The organism is Candidatus Nitrosopumilus sp. (assembly GCF_028278985.1).
In the GTDB taxonomy this organism is placed as follows: Archaea; Thermoproteota; Nitrososphaeria; order Nitrososphaerales; family Nitrosopumilaceae; genus Nitrosopumilus.
The window spans coordinates 1-22,571 of record NZ_JANQTA010000008.1; the positions used below are offsets into that span (position 1 = coordinate 1).

Below are 22,571 nucleotides of genomic sequence, written 5' to 3' on the forward strand. Positions count from 1 at the left end.
GTGGTGTAGACCGGTCAAGCATACTGCCCTTTCAAGGCAGTGATCCCGGGTTCAAAATCAATCGATGAAAATCCCGGCTGGAGCACCAAGATTTAATTACTAATGACAGAGTTTTTTGATCAGGTCATCTTGGACAGGAAAAATATCGAGATTAATCCTTTACTTGAAACCTATGGAGAGTATATTGAGAAAATAGACCAGGCTCTCAAGAAAGAGTTAGATCTGTATTCTGAATCTGAATTTATCGAACCACTCAGGTATTCTCTAGATGGAGGCAAACGTATTCGACCAATAATTTTGACATTGGCTGCTGAGAGCGTAGGCAAAATTGATGATAACACTTTGGCTGCATCATGTGCTGTTGAATTTTTGCATATGGAATCAATCATTCATGATGATATTATAGACAATGAAACTATGAGAAGACAAAAGGATCCATTTCATATTAAATACGGATACAATACCAGCGTGCTAACTGGAGATTTTGTTTTGGGTTTAATTTTAGCAATTTCATCTAGACTTGATAATGCAAGAATTACAAAAGATTTGGCAACAACTGCTATGTTAATGAGTGAAGGAGAAATGATTGAGAGTAGATTAGAAACAAGTGAGGATGTTACTTTTGATGATTACCTTAAGGTTATTGAATACAAAACAGCTACGGCATTTGAAGTTGCAGCTAGAACAGGAGCAATAATTGCTAATGGTACAGAAGAACAAATTGAAGCTTTAACAGAATATGGAAAAAATATTGGTATTGCTTATCAGATTAGAGATGATCTACTTGATTGGAAAAATGAAGACAAATTGTTTAATTTGTTAATTAAGAAAAGTGCAGATCCTAGAGATGTATTTAACAAAATGGAAGAGTTGCTAAAAGAATATTCAGAAAAAGCAAGAACGGGTTTAAGAAAAATTCCAGACAATAATGCTAAAAATAATTTAGATAATTTAATTAAATTTACTTCGTTTAAGGCATAAGACCTAAACTAAGAACTGGTGTTGCAAATTCTACAAATTGCAGAATTGGTTCTGGATAAACACCAAATCCTACTAAGAAGATTATTGAGAATACCATAACACCAATTACTGATTTAGGTTCTTTGACTCTCTTTTCTTTCTCTCCCTCAAAGTACATCTTTCTAGTAATCCAACCATAGTATGCAAGAGACAATGCACTGTTAAGAACACCAGCAATTGCTAACCATGGAGCCCATTCTAGTGTAGGACTTGCATCAAGTGCACTTCCAAATAGCATGATTTTACTCCAGAAACCTGCAAGAGGTGGAACACCTGCTAGTGCAAACAATGAGATTATCATACCAAGAGAAGTAATTGGCATTCGTCTTCCAAGACCTTTGAGTTTATCAATATGAGTTACCGCTAGAGTTGTTACAATTCCCGCAATTCCGATAAATGCTGCACCTTTCATTACAGCGTGATTTAGAATCTGGTAAAGTGAACCTTGTAAACCAAGTGAGCTGTGAGGAGCAACTGCCAGTCCAATCAAAATGTATCCTGCATGTGCAATACTGGAATAAGCTAACATTCTGGAAATGTTCTTTTGCATGATGGCTGCAACGTTACCAACAGTCATTGTCATAACAGCTAGAATACCAAGAGCCAAAGTCCAATCTACATTTAGAACCATCATTCCAAGAACAACAATTCTAATTGTTGCTGCAAATCCTGCTTTCTTTGTTGCAGCAGCTAATAATGCAGTGATTGTTGGAGGTGCTCCTTCATATGTATCTGGTAACCATTGGTGGAACGGTACAAGACCCATTTTGAATCCGAATCCTGCAATGAACATTCCAACAGACAGTAATGCTAATGGATACAATGAAGGATCAAGGGTTGCATATCCTTGGATTACTTCACCAATGTTTGTAGAGCCAGTTAGACCATAAGATAGTGAGATACCGTAGACGATTATTGCAGAAGATAATGCACCAAACAAGAAGTATTTGAGAGCTGCTTCATTGGAGCTTGGATTTCTCTTCATGAATCCAACTAAGACATATGTTGGGATACTCATGAGTTCCCAAGCAACGAATAACATTACAAGGTCTGTTGAGTAAGCAACAAGAACCATACCAATTGTTGAAAGTAGAATTAGTGAATAGTAAACAGCAGGAGAATTGTGTTTTCTCATATAGTTGAATGAACCAACAGTTGTGAATACTGCAACAATCAGTAATGCTATTGCAAAGAATCCACCAAATGCATCATCTACAATTACATCCTCAGAGAACAAGGCAGATGGTACAACATGTTCGTTAACAAACTGATAACCAACATATCCCATTGAGACAATAAGTGCTGCAAATGCGATTACTGCATAAAATGAGTTTGAGCCTTTTTCTTTTCTTGCAATGCTGATGATTGGAAGAATAACGCCTACAGTTCCTAAGATTGCAATGAGAACTAATGGAGTGGAAGTAATTTCTAACATTTCATAGTACCTCTACATCAACAATATCAAGACTACGAATAGTAATCCTGCTCCAAATACGAATAGATATGATTGTGAAACACCAGTTTGAGTTCCTTGTACAACTTTGGCTCCCCAGGCAGTTGCTTTCTGGAATCCATCATTCATACCGTAATCCATTGCGGTCTTTTCAAAGTATCTGAATACACCTCTTGCTAACCATAATGGTGCTACAACAAAGCACCAGTAGATAATTGCATTAAGATACCATCTGTTTAAGAAAAGTTTGTGAATTGAGTAAAAGAAAATGTTAGAGTTTACAAATCTAACTGGATCAACCCATCTACCAATGTAGAATATGTAACCCAATCCAATTCCTGTAGCAAATGCTACAAGTGAAGCACCAAGTGCTACTGGGTTAATGCCTTTCAAGAAGTCTGGAAGTATTGAGGATTCAGCTTTTGCATATTCACTGTGAATACCAAATGAATCTTCAAGATATACTTCGAACATATGGTGTAAACCATGTTCAGTTGATAATCCAATTAATCCAATTCCGATTGTAAGTACAGCTAAAATTCCGTATGGAACCCACATTGATAATGATGCTTCGTGAATGTGATGTCCTTCTTCTTCCATCTTTTGGATGTGTTTGCTTTTTGGACCAAAGAATACCATACCAATCATTCTTGTTGTATAGAATGCAGTGATTATTGCAGTTAAGACTGCAATTGCAAATAGAGGTAATGCCCATTCGTTTCCTGATGTGTAAACTGATGCAAAGATTGCATCTTTACTCCAGAAACCTGTTGTGATAAATGGTGCACCCATTAAACCAAGACCTGCAGCCCACATGAATGCATAAGTCTTCTTCATGGATTTTCGCAAGCCTCCCATGTCTGTCATAAATCTTGAACCAACGACATGCAATAATGAACCTGCTGCCATGAACAATGAAGCTTTGAACATTGCGTGAGAAATTAAGTGGAAGAAACCTGCTGTATAACCATCAACATATTGATGAGATAATCCTGCAACACCTAGTGCCATCATCATGTAACCAATCTGAGAACCAGTAGAATATGCAAGAACTTTTTTGATTTCTGGATTAACCATTCCTTGTGTTGCAAGTAGGAGAGCTGTAATTGCACCAACCCATGCAACAATCTCAAAGAATTGATCTGCCATAATTCCTGCTGCTCCTAATGCAAAGACAATAGGACCAATTCTTGCAACCAAGAATACACCGGCTTTGACCATTGTTGCAGCATGGATAAGAGCAGAAACGGCAGTAGGACCAGTCATGGCTTCTAAGAGCCATTCGTTAAGTGGGAATTGAGCAGACTTACCAATGGCACCACCAAATAGTAATACAAATGCAGGAACTAGCATTCCTTCTGCACTCATTGCAACTGCCCATTCAGTTCCTCCCATGAGTTCTTTGAAACCAAATGTTCCAGCATACAAGAATATCAAGAGCATACCTGCAATCATCATGACATCTCCAACTTTGGTCATGATGAATGCCTTCATTCCAGCGTGTGTTGGTGCATAATAATCTAGAAGACCAAGAGTAGTACGTCCCTCTTGTCCAACATGATCTATCTTTTTGTCACGATACCAGAAACTAATCAACATGTATGAAGCAAGACCTACACCTTCCCAACCAAAGAAGACTTGTAACAAGTTGTCAGATAATACAATTAATTGCATTGAACCAATAAAGAACATCATCCAGAACCAGAATCTTGTAATGTCTTTATCGCCTTTCATGTAACCAGTACTGTAAATCATAATGAGGAATGAAATCCAACCAACGACATTTGCCATAATTACAGATAGTGGGTCAGCTAGTACCCCACCTTTCAATCCTATTGCCTCAATCCACATTACTTGTTTATGAATTTCAGAACCTTCAACTGCAAGTGGTAATAATGATGCAGCTGATAATGCACTCATTAATGCAAATCCAACTGCAACGTATCCAGTAGCTTGTTTAGATAATTTTCCGATACCTGGCATAATCATAGCAGCTGCAAATGGTAAAATCCAAACTAACCAAGCTGCAGTTGATGTAGCTTCAAATGGTAATCCAACAGCTTCAGTTGCCATAATCTATACTCCCAACACTCCGCTCATGTAACCCATGATTCCCTTCAAGAAGATATCTGGATAAATTCCCAAGACAATTGTGAATCCTGCTAATACCATCATTGGTGCTGTCATGTACCAACTGCCTTCTTTGACATTCTCAAGATGTTCTGGTGTTTTACCAAAGAATATGCGTTTTAGCATCCATAACATGTAAGACATGGTTAGAGCTGTTGCAACAAGTCCAAGACCAAATGTAACTGCTCTAAGTGTGGAACCTTCTGCAATTGCAGTTTCTAATGCTCCGTAAAATAGAATCCATTCACCCATAAATCCACTAGTTGGTGGAACACCCATTATTGTGAGGGCACCAATTACTGCACAAACAGCAGTGATTGGCATCTTTCCTGCAAGACCACCAAGTTTTGAGATACTTCTTGTACCGACTTTAACAATAATGATTCCTGCCATCATGAAGAGAATGCCTTTTCCAAGACCGTGAGTGATGTACATCATCTCAGCTCCTGCCAACCCCATTGTGGATGCGGAACCGATGCCAAATAGCAAGTAACCCATCTGACTGATACTAGAATAAGCTAAGAGACGTTTAATGTCATCTTGCATTAAAGCCATCGCACCACCATAAATCATGGTGACAAGTCCCCAAACATGGAACCAAATTGAAAGTTCTGAAAATGTTGCAGGTAAGAATTCAACAATTAATCTAAAGATACCATATGCACCAATTCCGATCATAGCTGGTGACAATAATGCACTGATTGGAGTGGGAGCCGAGCCGTGAACATAAGGCAACCAAATGTGGAACATAAAGACTGCAAGTTTAACACCTAATCCAACTGCAATCGCAATCGCAGAAATTAACACCACATCTTGTGGAATTTCAGATTCTCGAATATCTGCAAAGTCAAAGCTGCCAATAGTCAAACCTATCATCAAAAAGCCTAAGAGTAAAACAACTGCACCTGCATGAGTCCAAAACAAGAACATTAAACCAATCTTTCTTCTTGGACCATCACCCCATAGTGCAACAAGGAAGAAACCTGGAATCAACATTACCTCAAAGAAGATGTAAAATTCAATCAAGTTGGTTGCAAGAACTGTACCAAGCATTCCCATAGCAAAGACAAGATAGAGTGCAAAGTACAAACCAGATTTTGCATTTACATAATTAGAAAGGGCAGATGATTCAACAACGGAACTTGAACCAGAAGATGAAGGATTTTCTTTTTGTTCTTCTTCAAATTGTTCATGGAATTTGTGAATCATGTATGGTTTTGAGTAAAGAACCAAGATGGTTGACAAGACATAGATGATTATTGCAAATGGTGATGCAAGACCATCCAACAAGAATCCAAATTCACCAAATTGTTCAGTCCATGGATAGTGTTCTTCAACTGTTCCAGATAATGCTGCATTAATGACAATGATTGTAGTGTAAAGCAGAATTGCAAATGTAAACCACATAGCTGGAGTAGGTCCAACCTTGCGACCTAGAATATAGGCTATTGGAGATAAGAGTAAAGGCAAGAAAACTGCCTGCAATAATGCGTATTCCATTATCCTTTCAAACTCCTGAAGTCAGCAATATCGACATTCTGGTACATGCGGTATGCTACAATGATAAGTGATAATCCAACACCAACTTCTGCAGCAGCGATTGCGATGGAGAATAATGCTAAAGATTCACCACCTGCATGAGACAAGAATCGTCCAAATGCAACAACATTCAGATTTGCCGCATTGATAATAATCTCAACTGCAAAAAGCATTCTAATGAAATTTCGCTTTACTGCTAGTCCGTAAATTCCAATACCTAATAGTGCAACAGACACTAATGTGAAATCAACTAGTTCGTTGGTCATTCTCCACATCCTCACGTTTGGCTAAAACTAAGGCCCCTGTTACAGAACCTGCTAAAATCAAGGCCATTAGAATTAATGCTGGCCAGTAATAGGTTACAAAGCTCATTCCAATGTCTCTAAACTCGGCTGCTGGTTCATCAGTTGTAATTGTTTTAATTCCTGAATCCAAGAATACTGCACCTAGAGCAACCATGACAACCAACATTAGTCCAATGCCTGCAAACTTTCTTCTCTTATCCTCAATCTTCTTAAAGATGAGTTCCCTCTTCACCAGCATAACTGTAAAGAGAATCAAGACGGCAATAGAACCAACATAGACTGCTAATTGGAATAATGCAACAAATGGGGCATCAAGCAAGAAGAAGAATCCCGCAATACCGCCAAGAGTTCCCATTAATGCAATAGAACCATAAACCAATGATCTTAATTCAAGTGCTGCAATAGCAGAACCAATTGTAATTACAGTTAATGCTAAAAACACTGCATCAGCCATGTGTTGCACCTCTGTCAGTAATTTTGATTTCACTATCTTGTTGAACGTAAGGTTTGACTGCAAGTTGTGCAGGAGTGTAAATCAAACCTTCCTTACTAAAGGAAGATAATTCATAATCATTAGTCATGTAAAGTGCATAAAATGGACATGCATCAACACATAGTCCACAAAAGACACATTTTCCGTAATCAATTTGAGGCATGATTGATTTTTTGTTTTGTGTTTGGTTATCTGGTACTTTTACCATTGCAATAGCTTCTGCAACACCTTCACATGCAATTGAACATAATTGACATCCAGTACAATGGTCATGGAATAACATATGACGTCCTTTGATTCCTGCAATACCTACACCAGTAGAAGGATCAAATTGATAACCATCTCCAACAAACTTTAGTTTTTCTTCAGGATAACGTAAAGTAAATCGTTTGATTGCAAGGTGCTTAATTCCAGAGTTTAATGCCTTGATAATTCCTGTTGCAGTTCCCATTATTGTAAACCTCCTGGTCCTAACACTCCAGCGTAAAGCAAGGCTAGTGCAATAAAGATGTTAACGAATGCTAGACCAATTAATTTGGTCCAACCAAGATTCAACAACATATCAATTCTGATTCTGGGGAAAACACCTCTTGGCAATAGTATAAAGAATATCACTCCAACTGTTTTGATGACAAACCAAAGAGTTCCATTTAGCATTGCTTGATCAAATAATGGTAATCCTGGGAATGGTCCAACTTTAACAGGTCCCATTTCAACTCCAACAAGGAATTCTTCTGGGAATGGAGGTACAACCATTGGGCCATTCCATCCACCTAAGAATAATACTACAAACAAAGCTGCAAATGCATAAAGTTTCAGATAAGTTCCTAATTGAACTAGGCCATACATCATTCCTGAAAATTCAGTTAACCATCCAGCGACAATTTCACTTTCTGCTTCAGGCAAATCAAATGGAATTCTTTCAAGTTCAGCTAGCATAGTAATGAAGAATACAATGGCTCCAACTGGTAAGAAGATAATCCATGGGAAGAATGATTGGCTAGCAGAAATCTCTGATAAGTTGAGAGTTCCTGTAACAATTACAACTCCCAGCAGTGATAGAATTAATGGAATTTCAAATGAGACCATTTGGAAGAGAGCTCTAATTCCTCCAATGAATGGGAACTTACTGTTTGCTGACCATGCAGAAAGTATCGTGATGATTGGGAAGAATCCAATTACTGCAAAGACTGCAAGTAATCCCATGTCAATATCTGCAACAACCCAACCAGGTGCTACGGGAATTAATGCAACAAACGCAGCTGCTGCACCAACAAACATCACGGGCGCTGCCCAGAAAATCGGTTTATCTGCTTTTGCAGGAATAATAATTTCCTTTGAAATTAATTTTAATCCATCACCCATTAATTGTAAAATACCTTCAATTTTTCCACAATAGAAAGGACCAACTCTAAGTTGTAATTTTGCTAACATCTTTCTTTCAACAAAGATTGTTCCAGCTGCCAGCAATGCAGCAAATCCAAATCCTGGGAAAGCTGCAATTCTAAACAAATCAGTTGCCATGAATGCATGAACAACTGGCAGAATTCTCGTTGGATCCGCTAACCATGTAAATGCAAGGAATGGGGTAAGTAATTCTCCATGAATAACTGGCATTTCAATATAGAATAGAACAATCTGAACTGCTGGAAGTCCAACAAATGTTAACAGCAACATTATCCAGAAAATATTGTCAAGTAGAGACTTGATGAATTCACTTAGTTTGAATTTTGGTGCAATAACTGACATTTACCTATCTGCCTCCACTGGCCAATAATTAAGACTCCAATAAACAGAAGGCATGTTTCCAAGTTTTTCGCCTTTTAGAAGATATGGTAGTGCAATTAGATTTCTAAATGAACCAACACTCATCTTTACTCTGTATGGTTCAGGTTTTCCATCAGATACAATGTAACAACCCAAAGAACCCCTACCTGATTCTACACGTTTGTAGACAGTCTCTGGACCTTTGGTTTTTGGATTTGGTTTTAGTTTTGTTCTAACTGAACCGGACTTTGGCATTTTTTGTAATGCTTGTCTTATGATATTGCAACTTTCCATCATGTCAAGCCATGGAACTCTTGATCTGGCGTAAGAGTCACCTTCTTTCATTACATTTGTATGAACATCTAATTCATCATAGACATCATATGGTTCCTTTACACGAAGATCATAATCAACGCCACTTGCTCTAAGAACAGAACCTGTAGTTCCTAGTCTAATTGCATCTTGTCTAGATAGAACACCAGTATCTCTTGTTCTAGAAATCAGAATTGGGTTATCATAAAATACTGCAGCATATTCTTTGATTCTCTTTTCAAAGTAATTTACTTGACGTAAACAAACATCTTCAAAGTTTGGTGGTAAGTCATTTCTTACGCCACCTGGAACAAAGTGTGCATGTGTAACTCTAGCACCAGTCATTTTTTCCATAAGATCAATTAAGAGTTCACGATCACCAGCAGGCCACATAAACATTGTAGAGTGTCCTAAGAAGATACCATAAATTGCAAGCCAGTACATAGTATAGATACATCGGTTGAGTTCTGAAGCAATGACTCTAACATACTTTGCACGTTCAGAGACTTCAATTCCTAAAATTTCTTCAGCCCCTAAAACATATGGATAAAGAACATTACATGAATCATGAATTACTGGTCGTTCTAAGTGTGGAATGTTTGTGATATAGTTTCTATACTCTGCCATTTTTTCTTCTCCACGATGTACATAACCTGGATCAGGATCACATGCAACAATATAGTCACCATCAATTTGTACAACAATTCTCATGTGACCAGAACCTGGATGTTGTGGTCCAACATTGAGAGTCATAATTCTCTCGTCTACTTTTTGGAGTGCTAATCCTGGAGGTAATTCTGCTGTCATTTTATCTACCCTTTATTGCAAAGTCCTTTCTAAGTGGAGGTAAGTCTGCCCAATCTTCAGGCAAAAGTAAACGTCTGTTATCTGGATGACCTTCAAAGTAAACACCCAACATTTCAAAAACTTCTCTTTCACCAAACTCAACACTGTAAAAGACATCTCTGAGACTTGGTAATTTTGTAGAATCTTGTCCTGGGATTGGATTATCCTCTCTAGGAGCTCTAGTTGCTAATACAAGAATTTGTCTTCCTAATGATGAATCAGAATAGGAACCAATATGATAAACAACTTCAATCTCTTTATCTGCTGGAAAATCAACGCCTGTCACAGATTCAACATGATCATAATTTAGCCCATCACGAACGAATTCAGCTACTTCATGAACATTTTCTTTACTAACATTAATTCGAACTCGGTCTTCCTTAACAAAAGCAACTTCTACTTTATCTGCAAATTTTTCTACTAATTTATCAGATATTCCTTTTTCAAATGCTGGTAATTCAACAGGTTTTTCTTCAGGTTTTTTAGCTGCAGGTTTTGGTGCAGGTTTTGCAGCTGGTTTAGCTTCTGGTTTTGCATCTGCTGTAGGTTTTTCAGAATCACTACTCATTATACAAACTTCCTAGCCTTCATTCTCTTGATTTTTTCTTGTAACAACATACATCCTTGGATGAGAGTTTCAGGTCTAGGTGGGCAACCTGGAACGTAGACATCAACTGGAATTACTCCGTCAATTCCTGGAAGAACATTGTAAGAATCAAAATACAATCCTCCAGTAATTGCACAAGCTCCCATAGCAATTACATACTTTGGTTCTGGCATTTGATCATAAACTAATCTGAGACGTGGTGCCATTTTTCTTGTGATTGTTCCTTGAACAACAATTAGATCACATTGTCTTAATGATCCGAATGCTTCAATGATACCAAATCTTTCAACATCATATCTTGGACTTGATGCTGCGCCAAATTCAACACTGCAACAAGCTGTTTCAATGTGGACAGGCCAGAGTGACCAAATTCTACCCCAATTGATGGCGTAGCCCAATGGTTTGTCGATTGCTTTTTCTAAAATATCTCCTAACTTTCCAACGAAAACATTTGCATTTTCTGGTGTAACTAAGTCTTTTAGCAATCTTATCCCCTATCCTCGTATGTGTAATTCGTATAAATAACTACCAAATTTTTCTTCTCCCTGATTGATACAATGCAAATGCCATTGCTCCAAACATTATTGCCAAGAATCCCATCATTGGCAAAGTTGCGACTTTAGGAATTTCTAAAATTGCACTTCCCCATGCATAAAGGAATATTGCCATTACATCAAAAACTACAAACATCAGAATATACGGGTAGTACTGCATCATGAAATGAGTACGTCCTTCACCACTTGGAACTTGACCACATTCCATTGGCAAAAATTTTACAGGATTACTTCGTTTTCGGGGTGAAATCATTCTAGAAATAATCAATGCTGGTGCCATAGCTGCACATGCAAACCCAAACATCAATACCACGGTACTATAATTGCCCGCTAATTCCCCGACCAATTTAGCTTTTGACCCTGATTTTTGTATAAAAAGGTATGCTTCCAATTTTCAAGATTTGATCGAAAAAAAATAATTTTGTAAACTACTTTATAGAACATTGCTAAAGAGCGATCATGTCATTGAATGTGGGGGATGTCGCTCCAGATTTTGAGCTTCCAGATACTGAATTAAAATTGCGGACTTTGGAAGAATTCAAAGATAAGAAAATTGTCCTTTCATTCATAGTTGCAGCAAGTTCTCCAGTATGTGAAACAGAATTATGTACATTTAGAGACTCTTGGCAAGAGATCGCTGACTTGGGTGCTAATATTGTTGCCATCAGTAACGATGGACCATTTGCAAACAAGGCATTTGCAGAAAAACATAACTTCAATTTTCCATTATTAGGAGATTACAATAGCAAAACCATTCAAGATTATGATATTTTGATGAAAGATTTGCTTCACATTAAAGATTACAATGCTGCAAAACGTTCTGTATTCATAATTAATGAAGATGGAAAAATTGGATACAAGTGGGTATCTGAAGATCCATTAAAAGAACCAAACTATGAAGAGATAAAAAATTTCCTCAAGTAGGAAAAAAATTTCTTTTTTATTCTATGTCAGAAATTATATCGCCTTTTGCGACAGTGCCGCCTTCTTTAATTTTGAGATTTTTAACAGTACCATCTTTGTGAGCTTTAACTCCAACTTGCATTTTCATTGACTCTAAAGTACAAACAACATCACCTTTCTTAACTGAATCACCTTCAGCAACTGCAATTGATACAACTTTACCTGGAATTTGGCTTTTGAGTGCAATTTGAGCACCACCAGCACCACCACCACCTGAATTTTTGAAAACAACTTCATCAAAGTGAGTATTCATGTTTAGAGTAACTGGAACATTATCAATTACAAGATTCATTTCATTAGTTGCAGTTTCAAGATATTTTGCTTTATGATATTGTTGATCTAAAACAAATTCAAGTCCTTTTGCATCCATGTTAAGAATTCTTAATTGGTGTTCTCTGTCATTAATCTTGATAACATAATCATTATTACCTAAGTTTTCAACAATTTTTCCATCAAAGGATTTTTCAACGTCAGATATCTTATAGTCCATTAATCATCAATCCAGTTTGCTTTTCCAAGTAGCACTACTACTTTCGTTATTTTGAACTCGGCTCTTAAAGTACTCAGAATGAATGATTGCAGCAGCTAAAGCAGCCTCACTCTTGTCTTCTTTTTCTTTCTTAAGATCTTCAGATAATCTATCAATCATACCATAACGTTTCAAAAAGTCAGTTGATAATTCACCATTTTTGTATTCTTCAGAATTTAGAATTGTTTTGTATAGAGGGATTGATGTTTCAACACCTTGTACATACATGTCATTTAATGCAGTAAGCATTCTTGTTCTAGATTCTTCAAATGTTGGACCCCAAGTACAGAGTTTTGCCATCAATGAATCGTAAAATGGCGATACAGTACAACCAGGATAGAGATAAGTGTCACATCTAACGTTGGGTCCTGCTGGAATTGTAACATCTGGAACAGGTCCGGTTGATGGTGCAAAGTCCAAAAATGTATCCTCTGCATTAATTCTACATTCAATAGCATAACCATTCATCTTTAGATCTGATTGCTTGAAAGGAAGTGGTTCACCATTTGCAATATCAATTTGTAATTTTACAAAGTCTAAACCTGAAACCATTTCACTGATTGGATGTTCTACTTGAAGTCTTGCGTTAATTTCAATAAAGTAAAATTCTCCAGAGTCTGCCCTTAAGAATTCTGCAGTTCCTAGATTTGTGTAATTTACTGCTTCAGCTGCTTTAACAACTAGTTCACCAATCTCTTCTCGTTTTGCTTCATCAACAACTGGAGAAGGAGTTTGTTCAATTAATTTTTGGTTTCTTCTTTGAATAGAACATTCTCTTTCAAAGAGATGTACTGCGTTACCATGATGATCTCTGCACATTTGGTATTCAATGTGTCTAGTTTTTTCTAGGAATTTTTCAACAATGATTGCAGATTTTCCTACAGCAGCAATTGATTCAGATGTTACAGTATCAAAACCTTCTCTTAATTCTTGATCATTCGTGACTAATCTAATACCTCTACCTCCGCCGCCATAGACAGATTTTAGAAGAACAGGATAACCAATATCATTTGCAATTTTTTCTGCTTCGGCTGCATCCTTTACTAATCCTGGACTTCCAGGCACTGTTGGAACTTCAGCTTTTAACATTGCAGCTTTACATTCCATTTTATCTCCACAAAGATTCATTGAATCAGCAGAAGGACCGATAAAGTTGATTTTATTTTTCTCACATAGTCTTGCAAAATCATCGTTTTCAGAAAGGAAACCATAACCAGGATGTACTGCATCTGCACCAGCAGACAACATTACTTCAAGAATTTTTTCTTGATTGAGGTATGATTTTGCAGGAGCAGCTTCACCAATATGATAAGATTCATCTGCTTTCTTTACATGTAATGAGTTGTAATCTTCATCAGAATAGACTGCAACAGTTTTGATTCCTAATGCATTACATGTTCGAATTACTCTAAGTGCAATTTCTCCTCTGTTAGCAATTAGTACTTTCTCAATCATCGTCAATCACAAATTGATATTTCCATGTTTTCTAGGAAGTTGTTTTTCTCTCTTGTTTGCAAGCATCTTTAGTGCTTTAATCAACATAGGTCTGGTTTCAGCAGGATTAATTACATTATCAACAGTTCCATGAGATGCTGCAACATATGGATTCTCAAACTTTTCAGTAAATTCATCCATCAATTGTTTTTTAAGAGCTTCAGGATCATCAGCAGATGCAATTTCTTTACGATTCATAATTTTTACAGCAGCTTCGCCACCAAGTACTGCACAACGTGCAGTTGGCCAAGCATAATTAATGTCAGTTCTAAGATTTTTACTTCCCATTGCAATGTATGCACCACCATAAGCCTTTCCAATTACAAGTGTAATTCTTGGAACAGTTGCTTCACAGTATGCATAGAGTAGTTTACTTCCATGTCTAATTATTCCGTTGTGTTCTTGATTTGAACCTGGCATGTAACCTGGTGTATCTACAAGAGTTACAATAGGAATGTTAAATGAATCACAGAATCTAATGAAACGTGCTGCTTTGTTAGATGAATCAATATCAAGTGCACCTGCAAGATGCATTGGATTGTTAGCAACAATTCCAACTACTTGTCCATCCATTCTTGCATAACCAACAACAATGTTTGGTGCAAACAATTCATGTACTTCAAAGAATTCATGATTATCAACAATTGAGTTGATTATCTCTTTCATATCATAAGGTTGTAATGGATTTTCTGGAATTACATTAATGAGATTATTGTCTAATCTGTTTGGATCATCATCAGTTTTAATTTTTGGTGGTTCTTGGGAATTGTTTTGTGGAATATACGAAATTAATTTTTTAATTTGATCCATACATTCGTATTCATTTTGTGCAACAAAATGTGCAACTCCACTTTTTGAACCATGAGTCATTGCACCGCCAAGATCTTCAAATGAAATTTCTTCGCCTAAAACAGTCTTCACTACATCAGGACCGGTTACAAACATAGTACCTGCTTTTTCAACCATTACAACAAAGTCAGTCATTGCAGGTGAGTAAACAGAACCACCTGCAGAAGGACCAATACTTGCTGTAATTTGTGGCACAACACCTGATGCTAATTGATTATGATAGAAAATATCGGCAAATCCATCAAGACTCATAATTCCTTCTTGGATTCTAGCACCACCAGAGTCCATGATACCAATGATTGGACAACCAGTTCTAACTGCATGATCCATTAATTTACAAATCTTTTTGGCACCCATTTGACTGAGTGTTCCTCCAAGTACTGTGAAATCATAAGCAAATACAAAAATTTGTCTACCGTTTACGGTTCCATAACCACCAACTACACCATCTGTAAAGAATTTCTTCTTCTGCATATCATATTCGTGATAATGATGAGTAACCATAGGATCAATTTCTGTAAAAGTACCCTCATCAAGTAAAAGACCAATTCTTTCTCTAGCAGTTAATTTACCCTTATCGTGTTGAGCTTTTATTCTGTCCTGACCGCCACCTTGAAGAGCAGTTTCATTTTTCTTTGAATAATTTTCAAGTTTGTCAGAATGCATGCCCGTAATGAGAGAATTTGTTTTCCTATATTAATTTAGTTTGTATGATCGCAAAATTGGTCTTTTTTTAAAAAAATTCAAAATTCATTGGAAAAAATTTATGATCATGTGTTAATTAGTGAAAATTTCTTTTTGGTAGACTTTTGATACAAGCCAAAGGCATCTTTTTCTTCACTACATTTCTTGCAAATACAAAATTGGGAGACATTAGGAATATCACAGCTATCCTGAAATTCACACTGTTGGCAACCGGCAGAATTTCCACATACAATACATTGTAACTCATTTACTTCAGCACATTTTTCATGTTTTACACCTAATCCTTTAGCCCAAAGACCAATTTCGTTAACTTCGATTTTTTCATTACAAACAATACATGTTCCAGGGAACTTCATTGGAATTTTTCTCCAACTCATTTTAACAAATCAATCTCCTTTTCAATAATATCACCAAATGTTTCTTCCAATTCTAATTCCAAAGATTTGTTTTTCATACAAAACAAAACATATGGTAAGCCAAATGTTACAAATGCACTTGATGATAAGTGTAATTTCTTAGCCATTACAGAAGAAAGTGATTTTATTTTTGCTCCATCCCACCGAATTCTATTTAGAAGTGGCCAAGATAGATTGTATTGTGCATATCGAATTCTATCATCGTTTTGATATAGTTTAATCAAAATATCATTTAGATATCTTAACAATCTCCAATTTTGGGTTCTAATAATTTTTCCATAAAGAATGTCAGCATTAGAAATTATTTCCAAATATTTTGCAAATGTTTCATTATCTAAATTGCTTGTTATAATACTAGAATAAAATGCATTTATTTTTTCACGAGGATCAATTTGCATCGAATATAAAACACTTCTTGCTTCATCTATAGATTTAGCTTTGAAAAATGCATTAACACCATCTTCAACATCAATTTTTTCAAAAGTTGTTTCAGTTTGTGGATTAAAACCAGTAACATATGATTGAGTAAGATTAATCATTGAACGAATATCTCCACGTGATTTATCAATAACTTTAATCAATGATCCAGGACTCAATGTTGTGTTTTCTTTTTTCAAAATATTTTGTAGATAAACACGAAGTAGTCTGGGGGGAATTTTTTTGAATGAAATTGTTTTTACAACTTTTTTAATATTTTTCATTTTATCACCACTATCATCATTTGCTGCAAGGATGATTGGGACTGTAGGTTCTTTCAGAATTTCAACTAATGCCGCAACTCCTCCATAATCACCTCTACCATGAATTCCATCTACTTCATCAACAAAGATCATTGGTGTTCCAAGCACACTGACATTACTCAAAACAGGCGTGAGTATCTCATTTAGCCTAGATTTGCTTCTAACATCACTTGCATTGAGTCCTATCATATCATATCCAAACTGTTTGGCCACAAGAAATGCCATTGTAGTCTTGCCAATTCCAGGAGGACCTACAAGAAGTAATGGTTTTGTTCCCTTTTTCCATTTTGCAAACCATTCTAAAATTGCAGAACGAGATTCTTCATTTCCAACCATGTCAGAGATTTTCTGAGGTCGATATTTTTCAGACCACATCAATTTTATCACTTTCTTGGAAGATTTTTGTTCAAATCTGACCAAATGTTTGCTTCTTGTAATTTCTTATACCAATATTGATTATAATGTTCCACAGTAAGAAATAGGAATTCTAAAAATTTTGTATGTGAAAAGTTATCAGGTAATTTTTCTAAAGCATCTCTTGCTTCACTCAAATAAGATTCACTATGTTTCATTGTTTCTTCAAATCCACGTTTTGCGTCATTCATTTTTAATGAATAAAATAATGGCCAAGAAGGAATTTTTGCAGCTTTGTCTCTAATACTGTCTTCAATTTCGTTTCCACATCCTACACATTCAGCAGCTTTTGCCATTCCAGTGTAAAAAATATCAGCTAAAGGTGCGCGATTTAGAGCCATGTTTCTACCGGCAGTTCCCATAACAGAACGATATTTTTTGTAACTTTCAATTAGTTCTTCTTCAGTAATTTCTGTAGGTTTTTCTTTTAATTTTGTATCAAGGTATTGCCCAATTCTTGCTTGTTTAAAACCCTCTTCAAATTCTTTGAGTACATCTTCACCACCTTTTGAGATTTTTTCTCTTGCGAGTTTTAAAATATAGGGATTCATCAATTTGTAATCGTCCAAGTATTCCAAGTCTTCATCTTTATCTACAATTCTATCCATTGGTTCACTAAGATCAATTGCAATAATGTGACCATCAACAATATCTTCCCTCATTGTTGTGTTTTTATCATCTTTGAAATATTCTGTTGATGCATCAAAAAGACCATTAAAAACAGGAAACGTCATTTTGACAAAATTAGAATTCAAAATCCTAAGTACTCTATCATGTAAGGTATCAAAATCTTCAAGTTTAGATTTTATAGGCTCAATTTCAGATGCATTCAAAATAATTTCAGTAGAACCTACTTCTTCAGCAAATTGTTGTTGTGTAGTATTTGGAGAGTCATCAGCATTAATTTGTTCAAATAGATTTTTTGCAAATCTTTTAGCAAATGTAGGGAATGTTTCTTCAGTCTCTTCTTTATACTGATTAAATAATTTGTATCCCTTGGATTTGAATAAAGCCTGTTTAATGATTTGTTTTCCAGGTTTTGTTCCCATTAAAGCACTTTTACTAATTACTGATTCGTCTTTTCCACTCACATTCAAAATTCAATGTTTTGTTATTTATGCTTTCAAGACAAAAATTTTCTTCACTTAAATTACGAATCAAGTATATTTTGTCATGGAAGTTATTGAAATTCTTCGCGAAGTTTCAAACAAGATTTATGAAAATGTAAAAGATCTTGCTGGAACTGAAAATGCTGCAGGGGATTTTGGTCGAGGTGCAGGTGGAGATATTTCACGTAATATTGACATAGTTGCAGAGAAGACAGTTTTAGATTATCTAAAAGAAATTAATTTTCCATGTGTTGTTTTAGGTGAAGAATGTGGAAGAGTTGAGCTATCAGATGAACCAAAAGGATTTGTAATTATGGATGCAATTGATGGTTCAGCAAATTCAGTTAGAGGGGTACCATTTTTCTGTAGTTCATTAGCATTTGCGACAGAGAATAGTCTCAGTTCAATTACAGATGGAGTGATTACTAATCTTGCAAATGGAGAAATGTATTGGGCATCTAAAGACAAAGGTGCTTTTTTTAATGATGAAGAAATTCGAGTACACAATCAGGATCCTATTTACAAAATTGTTGGAATCAATACTTCAGGTGCATCAATTGATTTGATGAAAAAGCTACATCCAATTTTTGAGAATCATAATCACACTAGACATTTTGGAGCAAATGCATTAGAAATGGCTATGTTCGCTAGAGGATTAATGGATATCTTCATAGATTTGAGAGATAAAATTAGAATTCAAGATATTGCAGCAGGATATTTGATTGTAAAAGAAGCAGGAGGATTACTATTAGATGCAGATCTAAATCCATTGGATGCAGATCTAAGTTATGAAACTAGAGTATCTTTTATTGCTGCAGCAAATCAACAAATTCTTGATGAAATAATGCAGCAAATCAATGAATAAAAAAATTGAAAATTTTTACATTTTCAAAGAAAAATAATGAATTTTTTGAAATAATTAATTTTTTAGACTTTCTATAAAGGAAATATATTTATCCAAAGTGAGAAAAAAACCTCTTGTATGGTATCAGAAACTAAAGCAAAGATAGTTTATCGAGAATTACTCAAAGAAGATCTTGTCATAATCAGATTAGTTCCTGAAACTGGCATGCCGGAATACAAGACAGGTCAATTTTTGACAATTGGTGTGCCAATTCCAGCTGAGAAAAAAATTGTAAGAAGAGCATATTCAATTGCATCTCATGCAGAAAATAGAGATTATTTTGAATTTGTAATTAGATGGGTAAGAAAACCATTGCCTGGTCGTGTTACAACTGAATTATTCTATGCAAGTGTTGGTGATGAAGTATGGTTAGGAGATCCTAGTGGAACAGCATTACAAATTAGTGATAAATTACATAATGGAAAACCAGATAACAGACGAGTTATTTGTGTTGGAGGTGGAACAGGAATTGCACCATTTGTTGCTTTTGCAAAACATTTCCATGATGTAAATGATAAACGAGAAGTTGTAGTTTTACATGGTGCAAGTTATGTTGATGAATTAAGTTACAAAAGATTGTTTACTGATCTTGAATTGGAAAGTGAAAAAAGAGGCAGAGATAAATGGAATTTTAGATACGGAGCAGCAATAAGTAGACCAAAAGAATTCTTTAACAGATCTTGGAATGGTCATACAGGAAGAGTTGAATCATTTTTCAAGCCTGATAAAAAATCAGGATTATCACCTGTAGAAGAGATGGTCGGAGAAAAAATCACACCTGAGAATACAATTATCTACATTTGTGGATATCAGGGAACCATCGATGGTGTAATTGATTCATTAGGTCCACAAGGTTTTGTCACCGAACATGAAAAGAAACCTGACGGAAGTTTTGGAATCAAGTTTGAATCATACGGATAAAATATCAAACTAATTTCACATCCAAATTAGTTATCTCTAGAAAATTAATACCTCTGGATTTTTATATTGAGAGTTTTTTTGCAAAAGTATGGCAGAACTCAAGGCTAGAGATTATGGATTCGATGATGACTTTGTAGTTTCTGGCGAAGTTGAAGAAGTTATAGAGAAATTCAGAGCTCATATGGAAGAAGAGCACGGAATTGATTACTCAAAAGAAGCAGTAATGCAATTTCTATTAAGAAAACAAGGAATCTAAATTAAGCGTCTAATTTTCTCATTCTTAGAGACAATACAGGTAATTCTTTTGCTATAATTTTCTCTACTGCAGGAACAATTCCAGCTCGAGCTTTAACACTTTCTTCAAATATTTCCGAAATTTGATCTCTAAATAATAATTTGATGCCAGGTAAGGAAGTAATATCTTCAGCTACTGCTCTTGGTTCAGATAAGTCTAAAATCAAAGTTCCCTTTGTTTTTTCTTCCATGACTAATCGAATAATTTCATGGGTTATCAAAAAGTAATCTGCTGTTGTGGCAACAAAAACAATATCAAATTTATCAAAACCTGCTAGTACATCAGAAAATTCAACTGGATTTCCACCCAATAGAGTTGTAAAGCCAGTTGCACGTTCTATTGTTCTACTAGTAACATCGTATTTTACTCCTTTAGAATTCAATGTTTTTGCAACCATTGCTGCAGATTCTCCAGTACCCATCAACAGAATTTTCTTCTTATCATCTAATCCAGCTTTTTCATCAACCAGATTAACAGCAATGTCGCCTAATGAAACTACATCATTTGCAATTCCAGTAGTATCTCTCATTCTTGTGGCTAATCTAATTACACTTTCAAAGAGTTTATTGAGAATTTTGCCAGAATTTCCAGCACTTTTTGCTTTTTCTAATGATTGAACAATCTCATCAAATACTTCTTGTTTTCCAACAACAAATGAATCAATTCCAGATGCTAATCTTAACAAATGAAGATACACATCATCACCTTTGTAAACTTCCAAAGTTTGATCAAAGTGATCAATATCAATTTGTTCTAATGAAGATAATGATATCCAAGTATCTTTTACTTGGTTTAAGACAAGTGTTTTTCCTTCAGCTCTTCTTGCATCAGGAGAATCATCAGTTTCAACATTACTTACAGTAAAAATTTCAACTCTACTTGCGGTTTGAATAATAATACATTCATCAACTCCATCAATTTTTTTGAATTCTTCACATGCAGCATTTACATCTTTGAAAGTAAATTTAGACAATATATGTAATGGAATATTTTTGAAAGTTACTCTTGCATTCATTACGTCAAATCTAACTTCTCCCATTTATCTCACCCTCAAGCCTTTATCTTATCGCGTCCGCCTTTTGCAGTTCGAAATACATTCATTCCAATAAAGTAATTTTCATGTAAAGATTCTAAGTAAATTATTTTGTCTTCAGCTTCTTTGATGTCTTTCTCAGTAGATTCAGGATTATTTTTTAAATTAGCAAGATTGTCTTTTGCTTCATTAAGAAAACTATCAACACCACGCTCATAATTTGACATTCCCTGAAATTCTGGACTCAATACATGTTGAGGATTATATTCAGGAGTTTGATCTTGTGGGATTTCAGCTTGTCTTGTAAGTGACTCTTGTTGATCAGCAGTAAGAATAGGTCTTGGGAATCTATCTTCTTTTTCTAACCAAAACTCAGGTTCACCCATTTCTCGTCTAAAGATTTCTTCACCTTGTCTCTTAAAGGTATGATCAGGTGCTTTTGCAGCATCAGCTTTTACTTCAGCTGCAATTGCTTTGTATTCAGCTTCAGCTGCTACTTCTGCTTCTGCTTTTGCAGCTTCAGCTTTTGCTAATGCTTCTTTAACAGCATTTTCTGCATCTTCAACTGCTTTTGCTGCGGCTTCAGCTTTTACAGATGCTTCTTCAGCTGCTTTTGCTTCTTCAGCTGCTTTTGCTTCTTCAGCTGCTTTTGCTTCTTCAGCTGTTTTTGCTTCTTCAGCTGTTTTTGCTTCTTCAGCTGTTTTTGCTTCTTCAGCTGTTTTATCAGAAGATGAATCTTCAGCTGCTTTTGCTTCTACTTCAGATTCTTTTTTCTCTTCGGACATCAAAAAATTACTAAAATTGCCTGAATTTTAATATTCTTGTAGGACTACCTTTGAAAAATTCATTTTACAACATAATTCTAACAAAAAAACTGTTTTAGATCGGAAAAATCTTCAATCAATCATAAAAATACAAAAATGGCGCCCTCGGCGGGATTTGAACACGCGTCTCAGCCGTGACAGGGCCGAATTCTAGACCGGGCTATACTACAAGGGCACAAGTTCTTTGAGTCAGATTGCCAGATTAAAAGTTTCTGTCACAACAAAAAATTTTGTAAAAGACTAAATTATACACGAAAAGCATTTTTGATGAGGGTCTATGGCGCAGCCAGGTAGCGCACCGGACTTTTAATCCGGTTGTCAAGGGTCCGAATCCCTTTAGACCCGCTAC

At 35.7% G+C, this 22,571-nt stretch carries 24 protein-coding genes and 2 tRNA genes; 6 read left to right on the plus strand and 20 right to left on the minus strand.

What is annotated here, in order from left to right; all coding sequences use genetic code 11:
- The first annotated feature begins 129 nt into the window (after positions 1-129).
- On the plus strand, positions 130-981 hold the full coding sequence (locus tag Q0941_RS03300) for a polyprenyl synthetase family protein (RefSeq protein WP_299291340.1): 852 nt from the start codon (positions 130-132) through the stop codon (positions 979-981).
- Here the strand turns inward: Q0941_RS03300 and Q0941_RS03305 are convergent.
- From Q0941_RS03305 to Q0941_RS03355, 11 genes are read right to left on the minus strand one after another with little or no spacing between them, the layout of a single operon-like run.
- Positions 971-2,455: an NADH-quinone oxidoreductase subunit N gene (locus Q0941_RS03305; RefSeq protein ID WP_299291342.1), complete on the minus strand. Its 1,485-nt coding sequence runs from the start codon at positions 2,453-2,455 to the stop codon at positions 971-973. The genes Q0941_RS03300 and Q0941_RS03305 overlap by 11 nt on opposite strands.
- 12 nt (positions 2,456-2,467) lie before the next feature.
- Entirely contained in the window at positions 2,468-4,546 is a 2,079-nt protein-coding gene (locus Q0941_RS03310; RefSeq protein ID WP_299291344.1) for an NADH-quinone oxidoreductase subunit L, read from the minus strand.
- 3 nt (positions 4,547-4,549) lie between these two features.
- Complete coding sequence (locus Q0941_RS03315; protein ID WP_299291346.1) at positions 4,550-6,103, minus strand: NuoM family protein; 1,554 nt, start codon at positions 6,101-6,103, stop codon at positions 4,550-4,552.
- Positions 6,103-6,408, minus strand: coding sequence for an NADH-quinone oxidoreductase subunit NuoK (gene nuoK, locus Q0941_RS03320; protein ID WP_299291348.1), 306 nt, complete (start codon positions 6,406-6,408; stop codon positions 6,103-6,105). Before nuoK ends, Q0941_RS03315 begins: the two co-directional genes overlap by 1 nt.
- On the minus strand, positions 6,389-6,901 hold the full coding sequence (locus Q0941_RS03325; protein ID WP_299291350.1) for an NADH-quinone oxidoreductase subunit J: 513 nt from the start codon (positions 6,899-6,901) through the stop codon (positions 6,389-6,391). The genes nuoK and Q0941_RS03325 overlap by 20 nt, the downstream gene beginning before the upstream one ends.
- On the minus strand, positions 6,894-7,391 hold the full coding sequence (locus Q0941_RS03330) for an NADH-quinone oxidoreductase subunit I (RefSeq protein WP_299291353.1): 498 nt from the start codon (positions 7,389-7,391) through the stop codon (positions 6,894-6,896). The genes Q0941_RS03325 and Q0941_RS03330 overlap by 8 nt, the downstream gene beginning before the upstream one ends.
- On the minus strand, positions 7,391-8,689 hold the full coding sequence (nuoH, locus tag Q0941_RS03335) for an NADH-quinone oxidoreductase subunit NuoH (protein WP_299291355.1): 1,299 nt from the start codon (positions 8,687-8,689) through the stop codon (positions 7,391-7,393). Before nuoH ends, Q0941_RS03330 begins: the two co-directional genes overlap by 1 nt.
- Complete coding sequence (locus Q0941_RS03340; RefSeq protein WP_299291357.1) at positions 8,690-9,826, minus strand: NADH-quinone oxidoreductase subunit D; 1,137 nt, start codon at positions 9,824-9,826, stop codon at positions 8,690-8,692.
- A gap of 1 nt (position 9,827) precedes the next feature.
- The gene (locus Q0941_RS03345) at positions 9,828-10,433 is read right to left on the minus strand and encodes an NADH-quinone oxidoreductase subunit C (protein ID WP_299291360.1); all 606 of its coding nucleotides are present in this window, start codon (positions 10,431-10,433) and stop codon (positions 9,828-9,830) included.
- The gene (locus Q0941_RS03350; protein ID WP_211686650.1) at positions 10,433-10,957 is read right to left on the minus strand and encodes an NADH-quinone oxidoreductase subunit B; all 525 of its coding nucleotides are present in this window, start codon (positions 10,955-10,957) and stop codon (positions 10,433-10,435) included. The genes Q0941_RS03345 and Q0941_RS03350 overlap by 1 nt, the downstream gene beginning before the upstream one ends.
- Before the next feature lie 40 nt (positions 10,958-10,997).
- Positions 10,998-11,330 carry an NADH-quinone oxidoreductase subunit A gene (locus Q0941_RS03355; RefSeq protein WP_299291365.1) on the minus strand — a complete coding sequence of 111 codons (333 nt, stop codon included), beginning with the start codon at positions 11,328-11,330 and terminating at the stop codon, positions 10,998-11,000.
- Positions 11,331-11,485: 155 nt separating this feature from the next.
- Here Q0941_RS03355 and Q0941_RS03360 point away from each other — a divergent pair, with 155 nt between their 5' ends.
- Entirely contained in the window at positions 11,486-11,950 is a 465-nt protein-coding gene (locus Q0941_RS03360) for a redoxin domain-containing protein (RefSeq protein WP_299291367.1), read from the plus strand.
- A gap of 16 nt (positions 11,951-11,966) precedes the next feature.
- On the opposite strand, the gene Q0941_RS03365 is transcribed toward Q0941_RS03360, so the two are convergent.
- The 6 genes from Q0941_RS03365 to Q0941_RS03390 all read right to left on the minus strand — a co-directional run bounded on the left by Q0941_RS03365 (position 11,967) and on the right by Q0941_RS03390 (position 18,227).
- Positions 11,967-12,479: an acetyl-CoA carboxylase biotin carboxyl carrier protein subunit gene (locus tag Q0941_RS03365; RefSeq protein ID WP_299291369.1), complete on the minus strand. Its 513-nt coding sequence runs from the start codon at positions 12,477-12,479 to the stop codon at positions 11,967-11,969.
- Between the two features lie 6 nt (positions 12,480-12,485).
- A complete protein-coding gene (locus Q0941_RS03370; protein ID WP_299291371.1) occupies positions 12,486-13,973 on the minus strand; it encodes an acetyl/propionyl/methylcrotonyl-CoA carboxylase subunit alpha in 1,488 nt (495 codons plus the stop codon).
- A gap of 6 nt (positions 13,974-13,979) precedes the next feature.
- Positions 13,980-15,527, minus strand: coding sequence for an acyl-CoA carboxylase subunit beta (locus Q0941_RS03375; protein ID WP_299291373.1), 1,548 nt, complete (start codon positions 15,525-15,527; stop codon positions 13,980-13,982).
- Positions 15,528-15,631: 104 nt separating this feature from the next.
- Positions 15,632-15,943, minus strand: a complete 312-nt coding sequence (locus Q0941_RS03380) for a hypothetical protein (RefSeq protein WP_299291375.1) — start codon at positions 15,941-15,943, stop codon at positions 15,632-15,634.
- Complete coding sequence (locus tag Q0941_RS03385; RefSeq protein ID WP_299291377.1) at positions 15,940-17,097, minus strand: AAA family ATPase; 1,158 nt, start codon at positions 17,095-17,097, stop codon at positions 15,940-15,942. The genes Q0941_RS03380 and Q0941_RS03385 overlap by 4 nt, the downstream gene beginning before the upstream one ends.
- 8 nt (positions 17,098-17,105) lie before the next feature.
- A complete protein-coding gene (locus Q0941_RS03390; RefSeq protein ID WP_299291379.1) occupies positions 17,106-18,227 on the minus strand; it encodes a hypothetical protein in 1,122 nt (373 codons plus the stop codon).
- 82 nt (positions 18,228-18,309) lie between these two features.
- On the opposite strand from Q0941_RS03390, the gene Q0941_RS03395 reads away from it, so the two are divergent.
- From Q0941_RS03395 to Q0941_RS03405, 3 genes are all read left to right on the plus strand, one after another.
- Positions 18,310-19,110 (plus strand): inositol monophosphatase family protein, encoded by an 801-nt coding sequence (locus tag Q0941_RS03395; RefSeq protein WP_299291382.1) that lies wholly within the window; start codon positions 18,310-18,312, stop codon positions 19,108-19,110.
- A 117-nt stretch (positions 19,111-19,227) separates the two neighbouring features.
- Positions 19,228-20,070, plus strand: coding sequence for an FAD-binding oxidoreductase (locus Q0941_RS03400; protein WP_299291385.1), 843 nt, complete (start codon positions 19,228-19,230; stop codon positions 20,068-20,070).
- Positions 20,071-20,158: 88 nt separating this feature from the next.
- Positions 20,159-20,326, plus strand: a complete 168-nt coding sequence (locus Q0941_RS03405) for a DUF1059 domain-containing protein (protein WP_299291387.1) — start codon at positions 20,159-20,161, stop codon at positions 20,324-20,326.
- A 1-nt stretch (position 20,327) separates the two neighbouring features.
- Here Q0941_RS03405 and Q0941_RS03410 read toward each other — a convergent pair whose 3' ends face one another.
- The 3 genes from Q0941_RS03410 to Q0941_RS03420 all read right to left on the minus strand — a co-directional run bounded on the left by Q0941_RS03410 (position 20,328) and on the right by Q0941_RS03420 (position 22,397).
- A complete protein-coding gene (locus Q0941_RS03410; protein ID WP_299291389.1) occupies positions 20,328-21,404 on the minus strand; it encodes a glutamyl-tRNA reductase in 1,077 nt (358 codons plus the stop codon).
- A gap of 11 nt (positions 21,405-21,415) precedes the next feature.
- Positions 21,416-22,183, minus strand: coding sequence for a hypothetical protein (locus Q0941_RS03415; protein ID WP_299291391.1), 768 nt, complete (start codon positions 22,181-22,183; stop codon positions 21,416-21,418).
- A 136-nt stretch (positions 22,184-22,319) separates the two neighbouring features.
- Positions 22,320-22,397: transfer RNA gene (locus tag Q0941_RS03420), tRNA-Asp, on the minus strand.
- 96 nt (positions 22,398-22,493) lie between these two features.
- Between Q0941_RS03420 and Q0941_RS03425 the strand changes: the two genes are divergently transcribed.
- Positions 22,494-22,567 (plus strand) — tRNA-Lys (locus Q0941_RS03425).
- Positions 22,568-22,571: the final 4 nt, after the last annotated feature.